Origin of the sequence: Christensenella minuta (assembly GCF_003628755.1) — a bacterium.
Classification (GTDB): Bacteria; Bacillota; Clostridia; order Christensenellales; family Christensenellaceae; genus Christensenella; species Christensenella minuta.
Genome location: NZ_CP029256.1, coordinates 1,297,841 through 1,314,293, shown reverse-complemented (window position 1 = coordinate 1,314,293; position 16,453 = coordinate 1,297,841). Strand labels below are relative to the sequence as shown.

Here is a 16,453-nt window from a genome sequence, read left to right as displayed (position 1 = left end):
TAAGGACAATTGCGGCAATGGGTGCGGAGCGGGAAAAAAGGCCCGCAAAGCGCCTGAAAGCGGGGATTTTTAACGGCCACGGACGAACACGGGATTTTTACAAAATATTCTTAAAAAATCATGAATAGAGATTGATATTTTTTGTGAAAAAAGATACAATAGAAAGACATGTTAAATATTTAACAATGTCCGGCGCCGGGGGGCGAAATGAAAATCAGGAGGTCTTGGATTTGGACAACGCAGAGATGAAGCAGACTTTGGACGGGATTCTTAAGGAGCATCCCAAAAAATCGGAAATCATTCCCATTTTGCAGGCGATACAAAAGGAATACCGTTATCTTCCCGAGGAAGCGCTTTGCTATGTGGCGGAAAAACTGCATGTAGGCGAGGCGAAGATATACTCCATCGCAACTTTTTACGAGAATTTCTCCCTGGAACCGAAGGGAAAGTATGTAATCAAAATATGTGACGGGACGGCATGCCATGTCAGGAAGTCGATCCCGATCCTTGAAGCCCTCCGTAAAAAACTCGGGCTTTCCGAGCAGAAGAAAACGACGGACGATATGCTGTACACTGTCGAAACGGTCTCATGCCTCGGCGCATGCGGGCTTGCCCCCGTGCTTACGGTGAACGACAAAGTATACCCGACGATGACGCCCGATTCGGCATGCGAACTGATCGACACGCTGAAATAGGGGCAGGCCTCTGCTCTTATGGAAATGCGGACCCGGAGACTCAAATTACGGAAGGAACGAACATGATACACAACGTAAAAGAATTAAATAAATTTAAAAACCAATACAGGAAATCTATGGAGGCGCAGTACAAGAAGGTGTTGGTCTGCGCGGGGACCGGCTGCGTCGCGGGCGGTTCGCTCGAAATATTCAGCCGCCTGAAGGACCTTGCACAGGAAGCGGGGCTTCCCGTATCGGTGGAGCTGAAAAAGGAGCCGCATGAAGAGATCGCGTTTAAAAAGAGCGGATGCCACGGATTTTGCGAAATGGGACCGCTCCTTCGTATCGAGCCGTTTGGCTGGCTGTATGTGAAGGTGAAGCCGGAGGACTGCGAAGAGATACTTGAGAAGAGCCTCAAGGGTGACGAGCCGGTAGAACGCCTCCTGTTCCATCAGGACGGTAAGGCATATGCTGCGGAAGAGGAAATCCCTTTTTACAAAAAGCAGACGCGCATGGTGCTTTCCAACTGTGGGCACACGGATGCGGAGGCGATCGAAGAATATATTGCGCGCGGCGGCTATCAGGCCGTTGCAAAGGCGCTCTTTGATATGAAAACGGACGATATCGTGCAGGAAGTGATGGATTCCGGCCTGCGCGGGCGCGGCGGCGGCGGTTTCCCCACGGGACGGAAGCTGCAGCAGGTGGCGAAGCAAAAGGAAGTCCGAAAATTCGTGGTGTGCAACGGCGACGAGGGAGATCCGGGCGCGTTTATGGACCGGAGCATCATGGAGGGCGATCCGCATAAGATGATCGAGGGAATGATGATCGCCGGTATCGCGACGGGCGCGCACGAAGGTTATATCTATGTCCGCGCGGAATATCCGCTGGCGGTAAAACGCCTGCAAACGGCAATTGCCGCGGCGGAAAAGCAGGGGCTTCTGGGGGATAATATCCTGGACAGCGGGTTCGATTTCACCCTGAGGATCAACCAGGGCGCGGGCGCGTTCGTATGCGGCGAAGGAAGTGCGCTTACCGCTTCCATCGAAGGCAACCGCGGTATGCCGAGGGTAAAACCGCCGCGTACGGTAGAGCAGGGATTGTTTGGCAAGCCTACGGTGCTGTCGAACGTGGAGACCTACGCCAATATCCCCATGATTATCCTGAACGGTTCGGGCTGGTTCCGCAGTATGGGAACGGAGAGCAGTCCGGGCACGAAAGCGTTCGCCCTTACGGGAAACGTCAATAATACGGGCCTTATAGAAGTGCCGATGGGCACGACGCTGCGCGAAGTCATCTTCGATATTGGCGGCGGCATCAAAAATGGCAAGAAATTCAAAGCGGTGCAGATCGGCGGACCGTCCGGCGGCTGTATGACGGAAGAGCATCTCGATATGCCTATGGACTTTGACTCCCTGAAGAAAAAAGGCGCGATGATCGGTTCCGGCGGCCTTGTGGTAATGGACGAAGATAACTGCATGGTCGAGGTGGCGCGGTTCTTTATGAATTTCACACAGAACGAATCCTGCGGGAAGTGCGTCCCCTGCCGCGAGGGTACGCTGCGGATGCTCGAGATACTGGAACGCATCGTTGCGGGCAAGGGGGAAAAGGAAGACCTCGATATGCTTGAGGAGCTCGCGGACATGATCGCGAGGACCGCATTGTGCGGCCTTGGCAAGACAGCGCCGTCGCCTGTGATTAGTACGATGAAATATTTCCGGGACGAATATCTTGCGCATGTTGTGGATAAGAAATGTCCGGCGAAGAACTGCCAGGCAATGAAACAATATGTAATCGTGGAAGAAAAGTGCAAAGGATGCAGCAAATGCGCGCGCCAGTGCCCGGTAAACGCGATCAGCGGAGAGATCAAGAAGCCGTTTGTGATCGATGCGGAAAAGTGCATCAAGTGCGGCGCATGCGAAGAGGCGTGCAGCTTTGGCGCGGTTGTTGAACAATTTTGATCCGGCCATCAGGAATTTCCCGGTGCGGAAGCGGCGGGCTTTGTCTTTGGCCCTGTACGGCTCCGTATGCTCTGTTGGCCGGGATTGCGTTTTCCCCGCCGGGAGCTTCTATCCGGAATGACCGAAGGCCTCTTGTACATGGCGTTGTATAAAGAAAGGAAATAAGTGGTATGACTGATAAGAAACACATGATTATAGACGGGCAGATCGTCAATTTCGACGAGGAACAGAATATCCTTGCGGTGATTCGTAAGGCGGGGATCGACCTGCCCACCTTCTGTTATTATTCGGAGCTTTCCATCTACGGCGCATGCCGCATGTGCGTAGTGGAGGACGAATGGGGCGGTATCATCGCCTCGTGCTCCACGCCTCCGCGTGACAAGATGAAGATCAAAACCAACACGCCGCAGCTTTTCCGTTACCGGAAAATGATCCTCGAGCTGCTGCTCGCGAGCCATTGCCGCGACTGTACGACGTGCCCTAAAAACGGGAAATGCCGCCTGCAGGAGTTGGCGCTCCGTTTTGGGATCGACAGCGTGCGCTTCGAGAATACGAAAAAGCAGGAGGGGATCGATGATTCGGCGCTTTCCATCATCCGCGATCCTTCCAAGTGCATCCTGTGCGGCGATTGCGTGCGCATGTGCTCGGAGATACAGAATGTGGGGGCGATTGATTTTGCGCACCGCGGATCGAACATGACGGTCTCTACAGCCTTTAATAAACCCCTCTCTGAAACGAACTGCGTTAATTGCGGACAGTGCGCGTCGGTATGTCCGACGGGCGCGATCGTGATCCGCAACTGTACGCAGAAATTCTGGGATGCGATCTACGACGATTCCAAACGTGTGGTGGTGCAGTTTGCACCGGCCGTGCGCGTGGCGCTCGGGGACGAGTTCGGCCTCGAACCGGGCACAAATGTCGCGGGCAAGATCGTGGGCGCACTGCGGAAAATGGGGGTGGACGAGGTGTATGACACCACTATGGGCGCCGACCTTACCGTGATGGAGGAATCCAAAGAGTTTGTGAAGAAATATAAAGCGGGGGCGAAGCTCCCCCTCTTTACGTCCTGCTGCCCGGCATGGGTGAAATATGCGGAGCATGCGCACCCGGAATTGGTGGAGCAGATTTCCACCTGCAAATCGCCGATGCAGATTTTCTCGGCGGTCATCAAGGAGCATTTCAAGCAGGTGCAGGAGGTGGACGGCAAGGAAACGGTGGTGTTTGCGATCATGCCGTGCACGGCGAAAAAGGACGAGCAGGTACGCCCGGAGTTCGTTTACGGGGACGGCTCACGCGATACGGACGGCGTTATTACTACGCAGGAGTTCGCGAGCATCCTGAAACAGGCAGGGATCGTGTTCGAGGATATCGATCCCGAGGCTGCGGATATGCCGTTTGGAATCACCTCCGGTGCGGGCGTGATCTTCGGCGTGACGGGCGGCGTCGCAGAGGCGGTGATACGCAGGGTTGTAGATGACAAAAGCAATAATATGTTGCATAATATAGCATATACGGGTGTGCGCGGCATGGAAGGCATCAAAGAGGCGAGCATCCCATACGGCAGCGGCCGCGTCAAGATCGCCGTGGTAAACGGCCTTGCCAACGCGGAGAAGCTGATCGAACAGATCGAGATCGGTGAGGCAGAATACGATTTTGTAGAGGTCATGGCATGCCCGGGCGGCTGTATTGCGGGGGCGGGCCAGCCGTTTACGCGCAGGGAAGGAAAGGAAGAACGTGCGAAAGGGCTTTACGATGCGGATAAGCTGTCGCAGGTGAAGCGTTCGGAGGAAAATCCTGTCATGATGGCCCTGTACGGAGGTATTTTAAAGAATAAAATTCATGAGCTGCTGCATGTGAATTACTATAAAGGGGAGGAGAACGTAAAATGATGACAATCAACATTTGTATCGGGAGCGCATGCCACCTGAAGGGGTCGTACAACGTGGTGAGCGAGCTGCAGGAGATGATCGAGGAGTCGGGGCTCGGGGACCGGGTAGAGCTTACGGGCGTATTTTGCCTCGGCCACTGCACAGACGCGGTTTCCGTACAGATCGGGGATGAGGTCTTTTCCGTAAATACGGATAACGTCGGGGAGTTTTTCAAAAACCAGGTTTTAGCGAAAATTTGACCGGGACTATAAATGAAATGTGCATCAGCGCGGCGGCGGAGGCTGGCGCGCTTTGCGCATCCCTGTCTTTTCCAAACGAAGGGGCCGCGCGGAGGAAATGCTTTTATCCGGGGATGCCGTCAGGAATTAACTTTTAAGTCTGAGGCCCTTGCGGAGAAAATGAGCAAAGGGGCGCGTTTCGACGAAAGGAGCGTTATAGGGTATGAGTATTATACAGTTTAAAGAAGCAAACTGTAAAAACTGTTATAAATGTATCAGAAGCTGTCAGGTAAAATCAATCGCCTTTAAAAATGAGCAGGCGGAAATCACGGAGAAGGAATGTATTCTCTGCGGGCATTGTTTTCTGGCCTGCCCGCAGAACGCGAAATATGTGAACAGCAGCCTAGATAAGGTCAAGGGATTCATCAAAAACGGAGACAAGGTATATGTTTCGGTGGCTCCGTCCTTTGCAAGCTGCTATAAAAATGCGACTTTCCCGAAAATTTCATCGGCGCTGAAAAAACTCGGCTTTACGGGTGTGGAGGAAACCTCGATCGGGGCGGCGAAGGTTTCGCAGAATTTCATGGAGCTGATGCGTGAGCATAAGATGAAAAACATTATCACAACATGCTGCCCGACGCTCGTGCTTCTGGTAGAGAAATATTATCCGGAGCTGATCCCTTACCTCGCGCCCGTAGACGCGCCTATGACGGCGCACGGCAAGATGATGAAGGAGGTCTATGGCCCGCGCATCAAGACTGTTTTTGTAGGGCCGTGCATCTCGAAAATACACGAGGCACAGGAATCGGACGGAGCAATCGACGCGGTGGTGCTGTTTGACGAATTGATGCAGTGGCTTGAAGCGGAAGGCGTGGACCTTGAGGCGGAGGACCCGGACGTGCGCGAGATGAAAGCAACCGTGAACCGTTTGTATCCGATCCCGGGGGGGATCATACAGACGCTCGACCGGCCCATCCGCCAGGCCTATAAATGTGTGGCTGTGGACGGGATCGACCGCTGCGCCGAGGTGCTGGATTCGCTCAAATCGGGAGAACTGGAAAATTTCTTCCTTGAAATGAACGCTTGCCCGGGCAGCTGTCTCGGCGGGCCGGGCGCAAAGGAAATCGATATTCCCTTCCTGCACATTAAGGACCGCACGCTGCAGTATGCCAAAAACCGCACCGCGTGCAGCGCGCCTTTGACAGAGGACGCAAAAACGGGGATCGGACGGCAGTACCGCGACCGCTCCCTTCACCGCCGTATCCCCAGCGACGAGGAGATACAGCAGGTATTTGTGCGCATGGGCAAGACGAGCGAGGACAAAATACTCAATTGCGGCGGCTGCGGATACCCGACCTGCCGCGATAAAGCGATTGCTGTCCTGCAGGGTAAGGCGGATATCAGGATGTGCCTGCCGTTTATGCGCGAAAAAGCGGAAAGTATCTCCAACGTGGTGCTGGATAATACGCCGAATGCGATCGTCATCCTTGACAGCGATTTCAACCTGATGGAATATAACAAGGCCGCGGCGGAACTGTTCCACCTGAATGAAAGGAATTATGTAGGCCGCCCGGTATCCATGATTATCGACTGCGATGATATCGACGAAGTACGCGAGACAGGGGAAAACATTTTTGACCGAAAGGTGTTTTACCAGGATCTCGGGATTACGGTAAAGCAGTCCACGATTTTCATCAAGGACAATTCAATGTACCTGCTGCTCATCAAAGATATCACGGAGGATGAACACCAGCAGAAGAAAATCAGCGAAATGCGCGCGGAAACCATGGAGGTCACCCAGGAAGTCATCAACAAACAGATGCGCGTAGCACAGGAAATCGCAAGCCTGCTTGGGGAAACGACGGCGGAGACGAAGCTTGCGCTCACAAACCTCAAAAAGTATATCCAGGAGAGCGAAGATGAGCGTATTTATTGAGACGGCGGGCGAAAGCCTGTTCAAGCATGGAGAGGAATTGTGCGGCGACAAGGTGGAGATCGTGCGCAAAGGTGACGTGACCACCATTGTTCTGGCGGATGGTCTTGGCAGCGGGGTAAAGGCGAACATCCTTTCGACGCTCACCAGCAAGATCGCTGCAACCATGCTTTCCGAAGGTGCGGATATCTATGAAACGGTGGAGACGGTTGCGTCCACGCTGCCCGTTTGCTCGGAACGCGGGCTGGCGTATTGCACGTTCACCATCCTGCGCGTGAATACCGCGGGAAAAGCGCATATGGTGGAGTTTGATAATCCGCAGGCCATTATCCTGCGCGGCGGGAAGGAAGTCCCGGTTGAAAAAACGGAGATTGAAATTGGCGATAAAAAGGTGCTGGAAAGCCGTTTTTCTATGCAGGAGGACGACATGTGCGTCGCTTTTTCAGACGGGGCGATCCATGCAGGGGTTGGCCAGACGCTGAATTTTGGATGGCAGCGGGATAACATTGTGGAATACGCCTGCCGGGCATACCGCAAAGAGATGCCGGCGCGCGCGATGACAAAGCTTCTGCTTTCCGCGTGCAATTCGCTTTACGACGGCCGGCCGGGGGACGATACGACGTTTGTGACCACAAAAATACGGCATGCGCAGCCGGCTTTTATCATGGTGGGGCCGCCGGTGGATTCCTCGCGCGACCGGGAGCTGGTCGACAGGCTGCTGGAGGCCGACGGGGTAAAGGTGGTGTGCGGCGGCACGACGTCGCAGATTGTAAGCCGTGTTTCCGGCCGCGACCTCCGCGTCAAAATCGATTATAAGGATGCGGGCGTGCCGCCCACGGGAATGATCGAAGGGATCGACCTTGTGACGGAAGGCGTCGTGACGCTTGCGAAAACCTATGAAATCATGCAGAAATATATGGCGGAAGGAAGCGACATGGAAGAACTGTTCGATATATTCAAGCAGGACGGCGCGTCGCGGCTTGCAAAGCTGCTCTTGGAGGAATGCACAAGCGCGCACTTTACGGTGGGACGCGCAGCCAACCCCGCGCACCAGAACCCGGACCTTCCGATCGACCTCAGCCTCAAGCTGCGCATGGTGAAGGATATCGCCAAGATCCTCCGGCAGATGGGCAAAGACGTAGAGATCGAGTATTGCTAAGATGGTGGTAAGGACGCTTGTTCTCAAACTTCATAATCCTTCGGCGGCAAAACGGGAGCTGATCGACCGGGCGGTTTTACGGTATAACCGTGCGCTTTCCTATTTGTTCGAGCATACCAAGGAAAACGTGGAGCCTATCATGCGGGAGATGCGGGAGGGGGGCGCTTACCTCACACGCCGTATCACCGGCCTTCTCGGTAAAGAACTGATGAACAGGCTCAACGAATTCGGCGTACAGCCGTTCAAAGACGCCCTGAAGCTTGATTATGCGATGGCGATGGTCGCGTGGCTGTCTCTGCGTAAAGCGCAGAAGGGAGCGCGCTATCCGCAGATATTGGAAGAAGCCGATTTTGACCGGCAGTTCTCCGCCGCGCTTGACGCGTTTGACGCAGGTGAGATCGGCCGGGAGGAGCTGCGCCTGCGGCTCGAACGCCTCTATAACGGCCTCGGCATACGGAAACCGCTGCTTTTCGGGCGGTATGCGAAAAACCGCGATTACTGCCTGCTGTACGATAAAGCGCACGGCAGGTTCTATGCAAAACTCTATCTTATGGGCGTCCGGGACGAAAACCGCCGCGGAGGGATCGTACGCGGAGATGCGGAGCTATATTATGTTGCGGAAGGACACGAGCCGCTCGAGCGGGATAATAAACGCGAGCGGTATATCGTCGTACCGCTTTCCTTTGGCAAAGCACAAGAGACTGTGTTGCGCGCGGGGCTGGAAAACCCGAGGATTTTTAAAACGGCGCGCCTGCTGAAGAAGAACGGGGACTATTACCTTTCCATAAACGTGGCGTGCGAAAGCGCACAGGAAGGGAAAAACGAGACATATATGGGAATCACCCGCAGCCTGAAGGACGCGGCGCGCTACGCGGTGACGGACCTTCAGGGAAAGGTTCTTGCGGAAGGCGGAATTCCCCGCAGGAAGGATATTTGCACTAAAAACGGAATGCATGCGGCGGCAAACGAGCTGGTGGAAATTGCATGGAAAAACAAGAGCGCCATTATCACATACCGCATGGGAGAGATCGGGGACAAGCTTACCTGTGGCAGGGAGGCGGCGCAGCTTACAGCGGGCGAATTCAACCGTATGGTGTCGATGGTGGCCTATAAAGCGGAGCTGAGGGGGCTTGAAAAGCCCGTATTCGTGAGCGCGAGGGGTATTTTCACCGCCTGCCCGCGGTGCGGCTCGAATACACAGAAAAACCGCTTTGCGGGCGGCAGAATGATATGTGTTAAATGCGGCTTTGCCGGGGAAATTGAAACGATAGGGCCTCTGAATGCCGCGCGGCGGCTGTTGAAATATAACGGTACGGCGCTTTTGTTTTATGCGAAACAAACGGACGGGGGGATACTGATCCACAACGATATCCTGGGCCTGTCTTATCTGGCGCGCCCCACGCAGGAGGGTATCCGGGATTTTTTCCGCTATGCGGAAAAAGCGGCAAAGGATATAAAGGCGGGCAAAGATTTTCCGGAGGGGATATCTATCCGGGAAATCAGCTACCGCAAGCGCTTCGCAAACCTGCGCAACGTTCGCGAAGAGATTACCATTGTGGATGAAGAATAGCCGGACGGACAATTTTATAGTATAATAATAAATCAGGCGCATCTTGCTGCCGCGCCATTCCACTGGAACTCAGCCGAAAAGCGTGCTCCGGGGAAATTCCGCCGAGCGGAGCGCGCGTCTGCGCGCAAAAGAGCAGCTATCTGTCCGGAAGAGGCGAGGCTTTTGCTTCGCCTCTTCGACTTTTCCGCCGGCAAAATTTCACGGACAAAAATGTGTAAAAAAAGCGGTTACTGTTCCTGTGTTTCGGGTTATTAATAAAAAGGATTATTATTGGCTTTTGGTAAAGGAAGATTGAATGAAAAAATTTCTAGCGGGCACGGCAGGCAAAGTAACGATCATAACGGTGGTTCTTTTGCTTGTATTGTGCATTTTTTTGATAAAAACCTCGCAGGAAGAAAAAGCGGCGGATGTGGAACCCGCGCAGGCAGTACAGGAGTGGACTGTGGACGGCCTTCCGGTTTTTATCGATTTTACGGCCGACTGGTGCCCCTATTGCAAAGAGATGGAACCGGTCCTTAAGGAACTCAGGCGGGAATACGATGGTAAAATTACGTTTGTAACGGTGAATGTCGATGAACAGAAAAAAATCGCGCAGGAATTTGGCGTGTCGAGCGTTCCCGTTTATATGATCCTCGACGCGTCGGGAACTCCCGTTACATATTATCCGGGCGCGGCGACGAAGGAGGCGCTTACGGCCTTTATCGAAGACGCATTTGCGAACCCGGATATGGCGGGGGAAGGCGCATGACGGAGCTTCTCGCACAGCTTGGAAACATGATTTCGCAAAACTTGTGGATCGGGCCGCTGGCGGCGCTGGCGGCGGGCGTGCTGACCTCCTTCACTCCGTGTTCCCTCTCTACCTTTCCGCTTGTCATCGGTTATGTCGGCGGAAATAGGAGCGGCAGAAAAACAGCGCTCATCTATTCCCTGCTGTTTTGCCTGGGGATGACGGTGACCTTTACCGCTATCGGCACGGTGCTTGCGCTGCTTGGCCAGCAGCTTTCCGCTATGGGAAGCTGGTGGTATCTGGCGCTAGGGGCGCTGATGGTGTTTATGGCGCTAGTGATGTGGGACGTTGTAAAGTTGTTTCCGGCCTGCGGCGTGCGGCAGACCACGACTAAAAAGGGCGGCGTGGGCGCGTTCCTGCTTGGCCTTCTCGGAGGTGCGTTTGCTTCCCCTTGCGTGACGCCCGTGCTGGCGGCGATTCTTGCGGTGATTTCAAGCGGAATCGACCTCGGCGTGGGAATCGCTATGCTGGTTACCTATTCGGTGGGAAACAGCATATTAATCGTCGCCGTGGGAGCGGGAATCGGAACGGTGAACCAGCTCGGCGGCTCGGCGCGGTTTGCGAAAGCGGGGAAATGGGTCAAAGCCGTTCTTGGCGCAGTAATCCTGATCCTTGGATTATATTTGCTTTATCTGGGCTTCTGATTGGAAGGCAAAAGGAATAATAGGTAGCTATGAAGCATAAAAAGGACCGGAAAGTAAAAAACATCAACGCTTTGCTGATTGCCGTTGTGGCCGTCATTTGTATTGGCGTGGCGGCGTTTGCCGGTATGACGATCGTCAATACGGATAACCTGGCTACCTATACGGACGAAATCTACCAGCGGCCTTATTCCGTCAATAACGCGGCGTGGAAGTTGCGTACGCAGTTATTGTTCACACGCAATACGATGCTGAACCTGCTTGCGGGAGACGAATTCCCCGAGAGCCGGGCGGCGGAGCTGGGTGTGATGTATGAGATCCGTGACGACCTTCCTCTGCTCGAAGAGACGCTCCGGTCCCAATATGAAGGGAATTCCGAAACCGTGGAACAGCTGATTGCGGACGTAAACGAGCTTTTGTCGCTGCATGACCGCTGCATCCAACTGATCCGCGACGGGAAGCAGGAAGAAGCAAAGACGCTCCTGTACGAGACTGCCTATCCGCTCTATCTTCGCGCAGACAGCAATGTGCGCGAGATCACAGATTATACAGGGACAGAGATCGATAATTACGTGGAGCGGGCCAACCAACTGAATGAAAAAACGAATATGATGGCGCTTGCGTGGGGCTCGATTTTGATTGCGCTCGCGATTATGGTATCTGCCGCCAGCGTGCATGCGATTGCAAAGCGCAACGAGGATATCTTCCACAACAATGCGCTTTTCAGTATTATTTCGGAAAATGTGGACGATGTGTTCATGATCTACGACCTTCTTGAGGACCGTGTGGAATATATCAGCGACAATGCGGAGCGCATCCTCGGGATTTCCGCGGAAAGCTATAAAAACAATGTCTGGATCGCGCGTGCATACCTTGACGATGAAACGTTCCAGAGGCTTGCAAACGGTTTTCGAGAGCCCAACCTTGGCGAGATCCGGCAGGATGAATATATTATGACAGATCCGAAGACGGGTCATGAAAAAGAGCTGTCCAGCAGGCGTTATCCGATCGCTGAAAACGGCAGGGTCACCAAGTTCGTATTTGTGACGAGTGACCTTACCGAGGAAAACCGCGCGCAGAATATGCTCAGGTCCGCGCTCGAACGTGCAGAGAACGCAAATATTGCGAAGCGGGAATTTCTGTCGCGTATGAGCCACGAAATCCGCACTCCTATGAATGCGATGACAGGGACGATCCGCACGATGGAGTACGACCTTGCCGATCCGGAAAAAATGCGGGAACACCTGCGCAAGCTGAATATGTCTACCATGCACCTGCTCGACCTGATTAACGATATCCTCGACATGTCTAAGATCGAAAGCGGGAAGATGAAGATCGAAGAACGCGAGTTCAGCTTGAACGCCATGCTCAGCGAGATCACGGATATTATGCAGCCCAAGGCGGAAGAGAGCAGGCAGGCGTTTGATGTGCTGCAGAAAAACGTGACCTGTGATATGGTGAAGGGCGACAATACGCGGATCAAGCAGGTGCTGCTGAATTTTCTTTCCAATGCGATCAAGTTTACCCCGGAGCGAGGCAAAATCAGGATGTCCGTGGAAGAGATGGACCGGCGGGGAAATCAGGTTTGCCTGAAATTTGAGGTCAGGGATACCGGTATCGGGATGCACGAGGAATTCCTGGAGCATTTATTCGAGCCTTTTGAGCAGGAGCAAAGCGCCACCTACCGCAAGTATGGCGGAACCGGTCTTGGGATGGCGCTTTCCAAAACGCTTGTCGAATCCATGGGCGGGGAGATCGAGGTGGAAAGCGTGCCGGATATGGGCAGCGTTTTTGCTTTCAGCCTGTGGCTGGAGATCGCGGACGCGGGCGGAATTTCCATCAAGATTTCGGAGGAGATCAAAAACCTGCATGTGCTGATCGTGGAGGACGACGAGGAGATGCGCGAACATCTGAAGCTCCAGTGCAGCCAGCTGGGTGTGGACGCGACGGCGGCAGCCTCCGGCGTGGACGCGGTCAGGCTTGTCAAGGATGCGGGAGAGACGTTTGACCTGTGCCTGATCGACCTTTATATGCCCGATGTGGATGGTATCCACACGGCGGAATGGATTCGGTCGGAAGCGGGAAAAGAGACTCATATTGTGCTGATGTCGGCCTACGACCACAAGAATATCGAGCAGGAGGCGCTTGCGGCCGGTGTCGACGATTTCCTGACAAAACCGGTGATGCGGGCGGACATCTACCGCATCCTGCAGCGCCTGAGCGGAGAAATATCGGCTTCGGCGAACGAAGCGCGGGAAGAAGAAAATTATGATTTCACAGGCAAGAGGCTGTTGATTGCGGAAGACAACGAGCTTAATATGGAGGTCGCGCGGGAACTGTGCGAGCATGTGGGTTTTACGGTCGAATGCGCTTATAACGGAAAGGAAGCAGTGGAAAAATTTGCAGCCTCCGGGCCTGGATATTACGACGCGATTCTGATGGACGTGCATATGCCTGTCATGAACGGGAACGAGGCGGCCCGGGCGATCCGGGAGATGAAGAGGAGCGACGCGCATTCGGTCGCAATTATCGCCATGACGGCGAACGCTTTTTATGAAGACGCCGCGGAAGCGATCAGGAGTGGAATGAACGAGCATCTGGCAAAACCGATTGAGCCGGAAGCAATATTTGCAGCCTTGTATAAATTTTTGTATGATAAAAAAAGCAGGCTATGATTGGAGGAAACGGGTATGGAAATTGAAGTAATGAATCGTGCGGGGATCGACTATGAAGACGGACTGCGGCGGATGAGCGGAAACGAAGCACTGTACCGCAAGTTCCTGAAGAAGTTTTTGCAGGACGGGAGCATGATCCGGCTGAAGGACTGCCTCTCGGAAGGCGACATGGAGGGGGTCTACGAAGCCGCGCATACCCTGAAGGGGACGAGCGGGACCCTTGGAATGTATGAACTTTCGGACAGCTGCGACGCAGTGTGCAAAAAACTGCGGGGCAATGAGGGCGATATTGATGTGGATACCGTGTACAACCGTTACGACGCCGCGGTAAAAGCGATTGAGGATATGGAGTAAAGAGGTCTGCAATGAAAGAGAAATTGTTGATTGTTGACGATGCCGAACTGAACCGTGCCGTACTGGAGGAACTGCTTTCATCCGAGTATGAGACAATTTGCGCCTGCGGGGGCAGGGAAGCGATGGAAATCATGGAACGGGAGCGTGACAACCTGGCGCTGGTACTTCTCGACGTGATGATGCCGGATATAGACGGCTACGAAGTCCTCGAATATATGAACTTTAACGGCCTGCTCAAACATACGCCCGTCATTATGGTCACGGCGGCGGATTCGGCCGAGGACGAGGAGAAATGCCTGCGGCTGGGCGCGATGGATTTTGTGCGCAAACCGTATGTTACGGATGTTGTCAAACGCAGGGTCAAAAACATCGTCGAACTGTACCATTACCAGAATGGGCTTGAAGAAGTGCTCGAGCAAAAAGGGGAAGCGCTTTCCAATGTGAACGAAATCATCGTCGCGGTGCTTACGTCGGTGCTCGAAACAAAAACGGCGGAGACAAAGGAGCATATCCAGCGTATCAGGATGTATACCCGCGAGCTGCTTAGATTCCTGTATGAACACAGCGACGATAAGAACGGGCTGAACCCGCAGACGATCGAAACGATCTGTATCGCATCCGTACTGCACGATATCGGAGAACTGCTGATTCCGGAATCGATTCTGCGGAAAAGGGCCAATGAGCTCGAGGATGAAGAGCGCCTGATCTGGCAGCAGCATACAGTGAAGGGCTGTCAGTTGATCGAACCCCTTAAAAATATCGAAAACAAGGATTATATCAGGTATTGCTATAATATCTGCCGGTCCCATCACGAAAAATGGGATGGTTCAGGTTTTCCGGACAGGCTCGTGGGGGACGATATCCCGATCTGTGCCCAGGCGGTGGGCCTTGCCCATGATTACGACAATATGGTGGTGGCGAAGGGATACTCGCACGAACAGGCAGTGGGACGTATCCGTGACGGAATATTCAATGCCTTTTCACCCGTACTCGTGGAGACCTTCCAGCTCGTGGCCGATAATTTCAAAATAATACTGGAAAAGAACCCGGAGCCGGAGAGATGCTGAATCCCCGGCGTATATAGATATAAAAAGCCCGTTCCAACAAAGGAACGGGCTTTTTATATCTATGATTGCTATCTATGGCTGGCGGCTATTGCTGCCGGACGGATGCTGCGGCCTGCTTTGGAGCGGAAACGTCCGCCTGCTTCCACGCGGGCCTGCGCAGCCTGTAAATGACCAACGGTATGGCAACAAGCACGATGATACCCAGCAGCATGAACAGGACATAAGCCGGATATTCGGAGGCGCTCAGGGACGCTGGGGGAATGAAGCTCGTAAAGATTACGAAGCAGATACCCACAAGGCCCACGATCGAGGTGAGCCACATCCCGAATTTTCCGCCTGGGATTTGGAACGCGCGTTTTTCATTCGGATGGCGTTTGCGGTAAATAATACCCGATAAAATGATGAAGATGTATACGATGCAGTACAGGGCGACCGCCATTGTGAGGATGGTGTTGAATACTCCGTTGGTGCCGGGAATGAATACAAAGATAAGCGCGATACCCGTTACGATCACTGCCTGCAACAGCATCAGCGGGACGGGAATATCGTGCCGGTTGGTTTTCTGAAATACGGGCGGAAGAGAGCCCTCGCGCGCGCAGCGCAGCATGCTGCGGGAAGGCCCGACGGTCCACGCCGAAATTTCGGTGATGCAGGAAAGGGCGATCATACCCGCAATGACCGCGGTGACCCACGGGATATTCCAGCCGCTGAACATAACGGAGAAAACCTGCGCCGGATCGGCCAGGGCAATGCTGCCCTCGGCGACGAGCGCGTCGGTCACCAGGCCGGCATAAGTGAAAAGCCCCGCTGTGAGGCAAGTCGCGAGGATGATAGCGCGCGGATAATTTTTTCGCGGATTATCGATGCGGTTGGCAGAGCTCGAGGCCTGTTCCATGCCTGCGAAGAGGAAAATAATGCCGGACAGCTTGGAGAGCGTTCCGAGGTCGGAAAGGTCGGGGAAGATTTTATCCTCAGTGGGCGGAGTAAAGACCCCGGGATTGTGGGTGAATGCAAAGACCGTCCCGAAAACAAGTAAAACTGCCAGCGGGACAAAAAGCCCGATAATCGTGCCATAAGTGCTGATTGCAGTAATGGGGACGCCCTTGATGATAAGGAACGTAATCAGCCAGAAAATAGAGATTACAATGATGCCGATGAAAAAGTCGTTTGAAAGAAGACTTTTTGTTCCCGTGATGGTGGCGATCATATCGGCAAAGGCGGCGCCCACCGTTACCATGCCAAAACACATCTGAATCCACACGAGCCATGCGGCAAGAAACCCAAAACGCGGGGAAAGGGCGCGGCCGATCCACACGGACAGGCCGCCGTCTTCGGGCATTGCCGTGGCAAGCTCCGCCGATACGAAAGAAATTGGGATCACGAACATCAGCACGGCGAAAATCATAAAAGATACGGATTCCCAGCCGGCATATGCAATGTTCGGGATGCGCCTTACAGAGGCGAAATAGGCCATCGTAAGGAAAATAAGCTGCATAAATGAAATCTTTTTCATAATCCTGTTCCCTGT

The 16,453-nt window shown here is 53.7% G+C and carries 13 protein-coding genes; 12 read left to right on the top strand and 1 reads right to left on the bottom strand.

Features of this window, described 5'->3' with window-relative positions:
• The first annotated feature begins 245 nt into the window (after positions 1 to 245).
• The 12 genes from B1H56_RS06285 to B1H56_RS06225 all read left to right on the top strand — a co-directional run bounded on the left by B1H56_RS06285 (position 246) and on the right by B1H56_RS06225 (position 14,925).
• Positions 246 to 695 (top strand): complex I 24 kDa subunit family protein, encoded by a 450-nt coding sequence (locus B1H56_RS06285; RefSeq protein ID WP_082771077.1) that lies wholly within the window; start codon positions 246 to 248, stop codon positions 693 to 695.
• 62 nt (positions 696 to 757) lie between these two features.
• A complete protein-coding gene (locus B1H56_RS06280) occupies positions 758 to 2,632 on the top strand; it encodes an NADH-quinone oxidoreductase subunit NuoF (protein WP_066517709.1) in 1,875 nt (624 codons plus the stop codon).
• 170 nt (positions 2,633 to 2,802) lie between these two features.
• On the top strand, positions 2,803 to 4,521 hold the full coding sequence (locus B1H56_RS06275; RefSeq protein ID WP_066517715.1) for a [FeFe] hydrogenase, group A: 1,719 nt from the start codon (positions 2,803 to 2,805) through the stop codon (positions 4,519 to 4,521).
• Entirely contained in the window at positions 4,518 to 4,760 is a 243-nt protein-coding gene (locus B1H56_RS06270) for a (2Fe-2S) ferredoxin domain-containing protein (protein ID WP_066517717.1), read from the top strand. Before B1H56_RS06275 ends, B1H56_RS06270 begins: the two co-directional genes overlap by 4 nt.
• Before the next feature lie 202 nt (positions 4,761 to 4,962).
• Positions 4,963 to 6,675, top strand: coding sequence for a [Fe-Fe] hydrogenase large subunit C-terminal domain-containing protein (locus tag B1H56_RS06265; RefSeq protein WP_066517720.1), 1,713 nt, complete (start codon positions 4,963 to 4,965; stop codon positions 6,673 to 6,675).
• Positions 6,659 to 7,831, top strand: coding sequence for a SpoIIE family protein phosphatase (locus B1H56_RS06260; RefSeq protein ID WP_066517723.1), 1,173 nt, complete (start codon positions 6,659 to 6,661; stop codon positions 7,829 to 7,831). Before B1H56_RS06265 ends, B1H56_RS06260 begins: the two co-directional genes overlap by 17 nt.
• A 1-nt stretch (position 7,832) precedes the next feature.
• A complete protein-coding gene (locus B1H56_RS06255) occupies positions 7,833 to 9,401 on the top strand; it encodes a hypothetical protein (RefSeq protein WP_066517726.1) in 1,569 nt (522 codons plus the stop codon).
• Positions 9,402 to 9,696: 295 nt separating this feature from the next.
• Positions 9,697 to 10,149 (top strand): thioredoxin family protein, encoded by a 453-nt coding sequence (locus tag B1H56_RS06245; protein ID WP_066739783.1) that lies wholly within the window; start codon positions 9,697 to 9,699, stop codon positions 10,147 to 10,149.
• Positions 10,146 to 10,832: a cytochrome c biogenesis CcdA family protein gene (locus tag B1H56_RS06240; protein ID WP_066517734.1), complete on the top strand. Its 687-nt coding sequence runs from the start codon at positions 10,146 to 10,148 to the stop codon at positions 10,830 to 10,832. The genes B1H56_RS06245 and B1H56_RS06240 overlap by 4 nt, the downstream gene beginning before the upstream one ends.
• Before the next feature lie 29 nt (positions 10,833 to 10,861).
• Positions 10,862 to 13,504 carry a hybrid sensor histidine kinase/response regulator gene (locus B1H56_RS06235; protein ID WP_066517737.1) on the top strand — a complete coding sequence of 881 codons (2,643 nt, stop codon included), beginning with the start codon at positions 10,862 to 10,864 and terminating at the stop codon, positions 13,502 to 13,504.
• A 15-nt stretch (positions 13,505 to 13,519) separates the two neighbouring features.
• On the top strand, positions 13,520 to 13,858 hold the full coding sequence (locus B1H56_RS06230; RefSeq protein ID WP_066517738.1) for an Hpt domain-containing protein: 339 nt from the start codon (positions 13,520 to 13,522) through the stop codon (positions 13,856 to 13,858).
• A gap of 11 nt (positions 13,859 to 13,869) precedes the next feature.
• A complete protein-coding gene (locus tag B1H56_RS06225) occupies positions 13,870 to 14,925 on the top strand; it encodes a response regulator (RefSeq protein WP_066517740.1) in 1,056 nt (351 codons plus the stop codon).
• Positions 14,926 to 15,010: 85 nt separating this feature from the next.
• Here B1H56_RS06225 and B1H56_RS06220 read toward each other — a convergent pair whose 3' ends face one another.
• On the bottom strand, positions 15,011 to 16,438 hold the full coding sequence (locus B1H56_RS06220) for an amino acid permease (protein ID WP_066517743.1): 1,428 nt from the start codon (positions 16,436 to 16,438) through the stop codon (positions 15,011 to 15,013).
• Positions 16,439 to 16,453: the final 15 nt, after the last annotated feature.

What these genes read in the sequence shown, in the direction of transcription:
- B1H56_RS06285 (WP_082771077.1), top strand. Translation starts at nt 246, where the DNA reads ATGAAGCAGACTTTGGACGGGATTCTTAAGGAGCATCCCAAAAAATCG.
- B1H56_RS06280 (WP_066517709.1), top strand. Translation starts at nt 758, where the DNA reads ATGATACACAACGTAAAAGAATTAAATAAATTTAAAAACCAATACAGG.
- B1H56_RS06275 (WP_066517715.1), top strand. Translation starts at nt 2,803, where the DNA reads ATGACTGATAAGAAACACATGATTATAGACGGGCAGATCGTCAATTTC.
- B1H56_RS06270 (WP_066517717.1), top strand. Translation starts at nt 4,518, where the DNA reads ATGATGACAATCAACATTTGTATCGGGAGCGCATGCCACCTGAAGGGG.
- B1H56_RS06265 (WP_066517720.1), top strand. Translation starts at nt 4,963, where the DNA reads ATGAGTATTATACAGTTTAAAGAAGCAAACTGTAAAAACTGTTATAAA.
- B1H56_RS06260 (WP_066517723.1), top strand. Translation starts at nt 6,659, where the DNA reads ATGAGCGTATTTATTGAGACGGCGGGCGAAAGCCTGTTCAAGCATGGA.
- B1H56_RS06255 (WP_066517726.1), top strand. Translation starts at nt 7,833, where the DNA reads ATGGTGGTAAGGACGCTTGTTCTCAAACTTCATAATCCTTCGGCGGCA.
- B1H56_RS06245 (WP_066739783.1), top strand. Translation starts at nt 9,697, where the DNA reads ATGAAAAAATTTCTAGCGGGCACGGCAGGCAAAGTAACGATCATAACG.
- B1H56_RS06240 (WP_066517734.1), top strand. Translation starts at nt 10,146, where the DNA reads ATGACGGAGCTTCTCGCACAGCTTGGAAACATGATTTCGCAAAACTTG.
- B1H56_RS06235 (WP_066517737.1), top strand. Translation starts at nt 10,862, where the DNA reads ATGAAGCATAAAAAGGACCGGAAAGTAAAAAACATCAACGCTTTGCTG.
- B1H56_RS06230 (WP_066517738.1), top strand. Translation starts at nt 13,520, where the DNA reads ATGGAAATTGAAGTAATGAATCGTGCGGGGATCGACTATGAAGACGGA.
- B1H56_RS06225 (WP_066517740.1), top strand. Translation starts at nt 13,870, where the DNA reads ATGAAAGAGAAATTGTTGATTGTTGACGATGCCGAACTGAACCGTGCC.
- B1H56_RS06220 (WP_066517743.1), bottom strand. Translation starts at nt 16,438, where the DNA reads ATGAAAAAGATTTCATTTATGCAGCTTATTTTCCTTACGATGGCCTAT.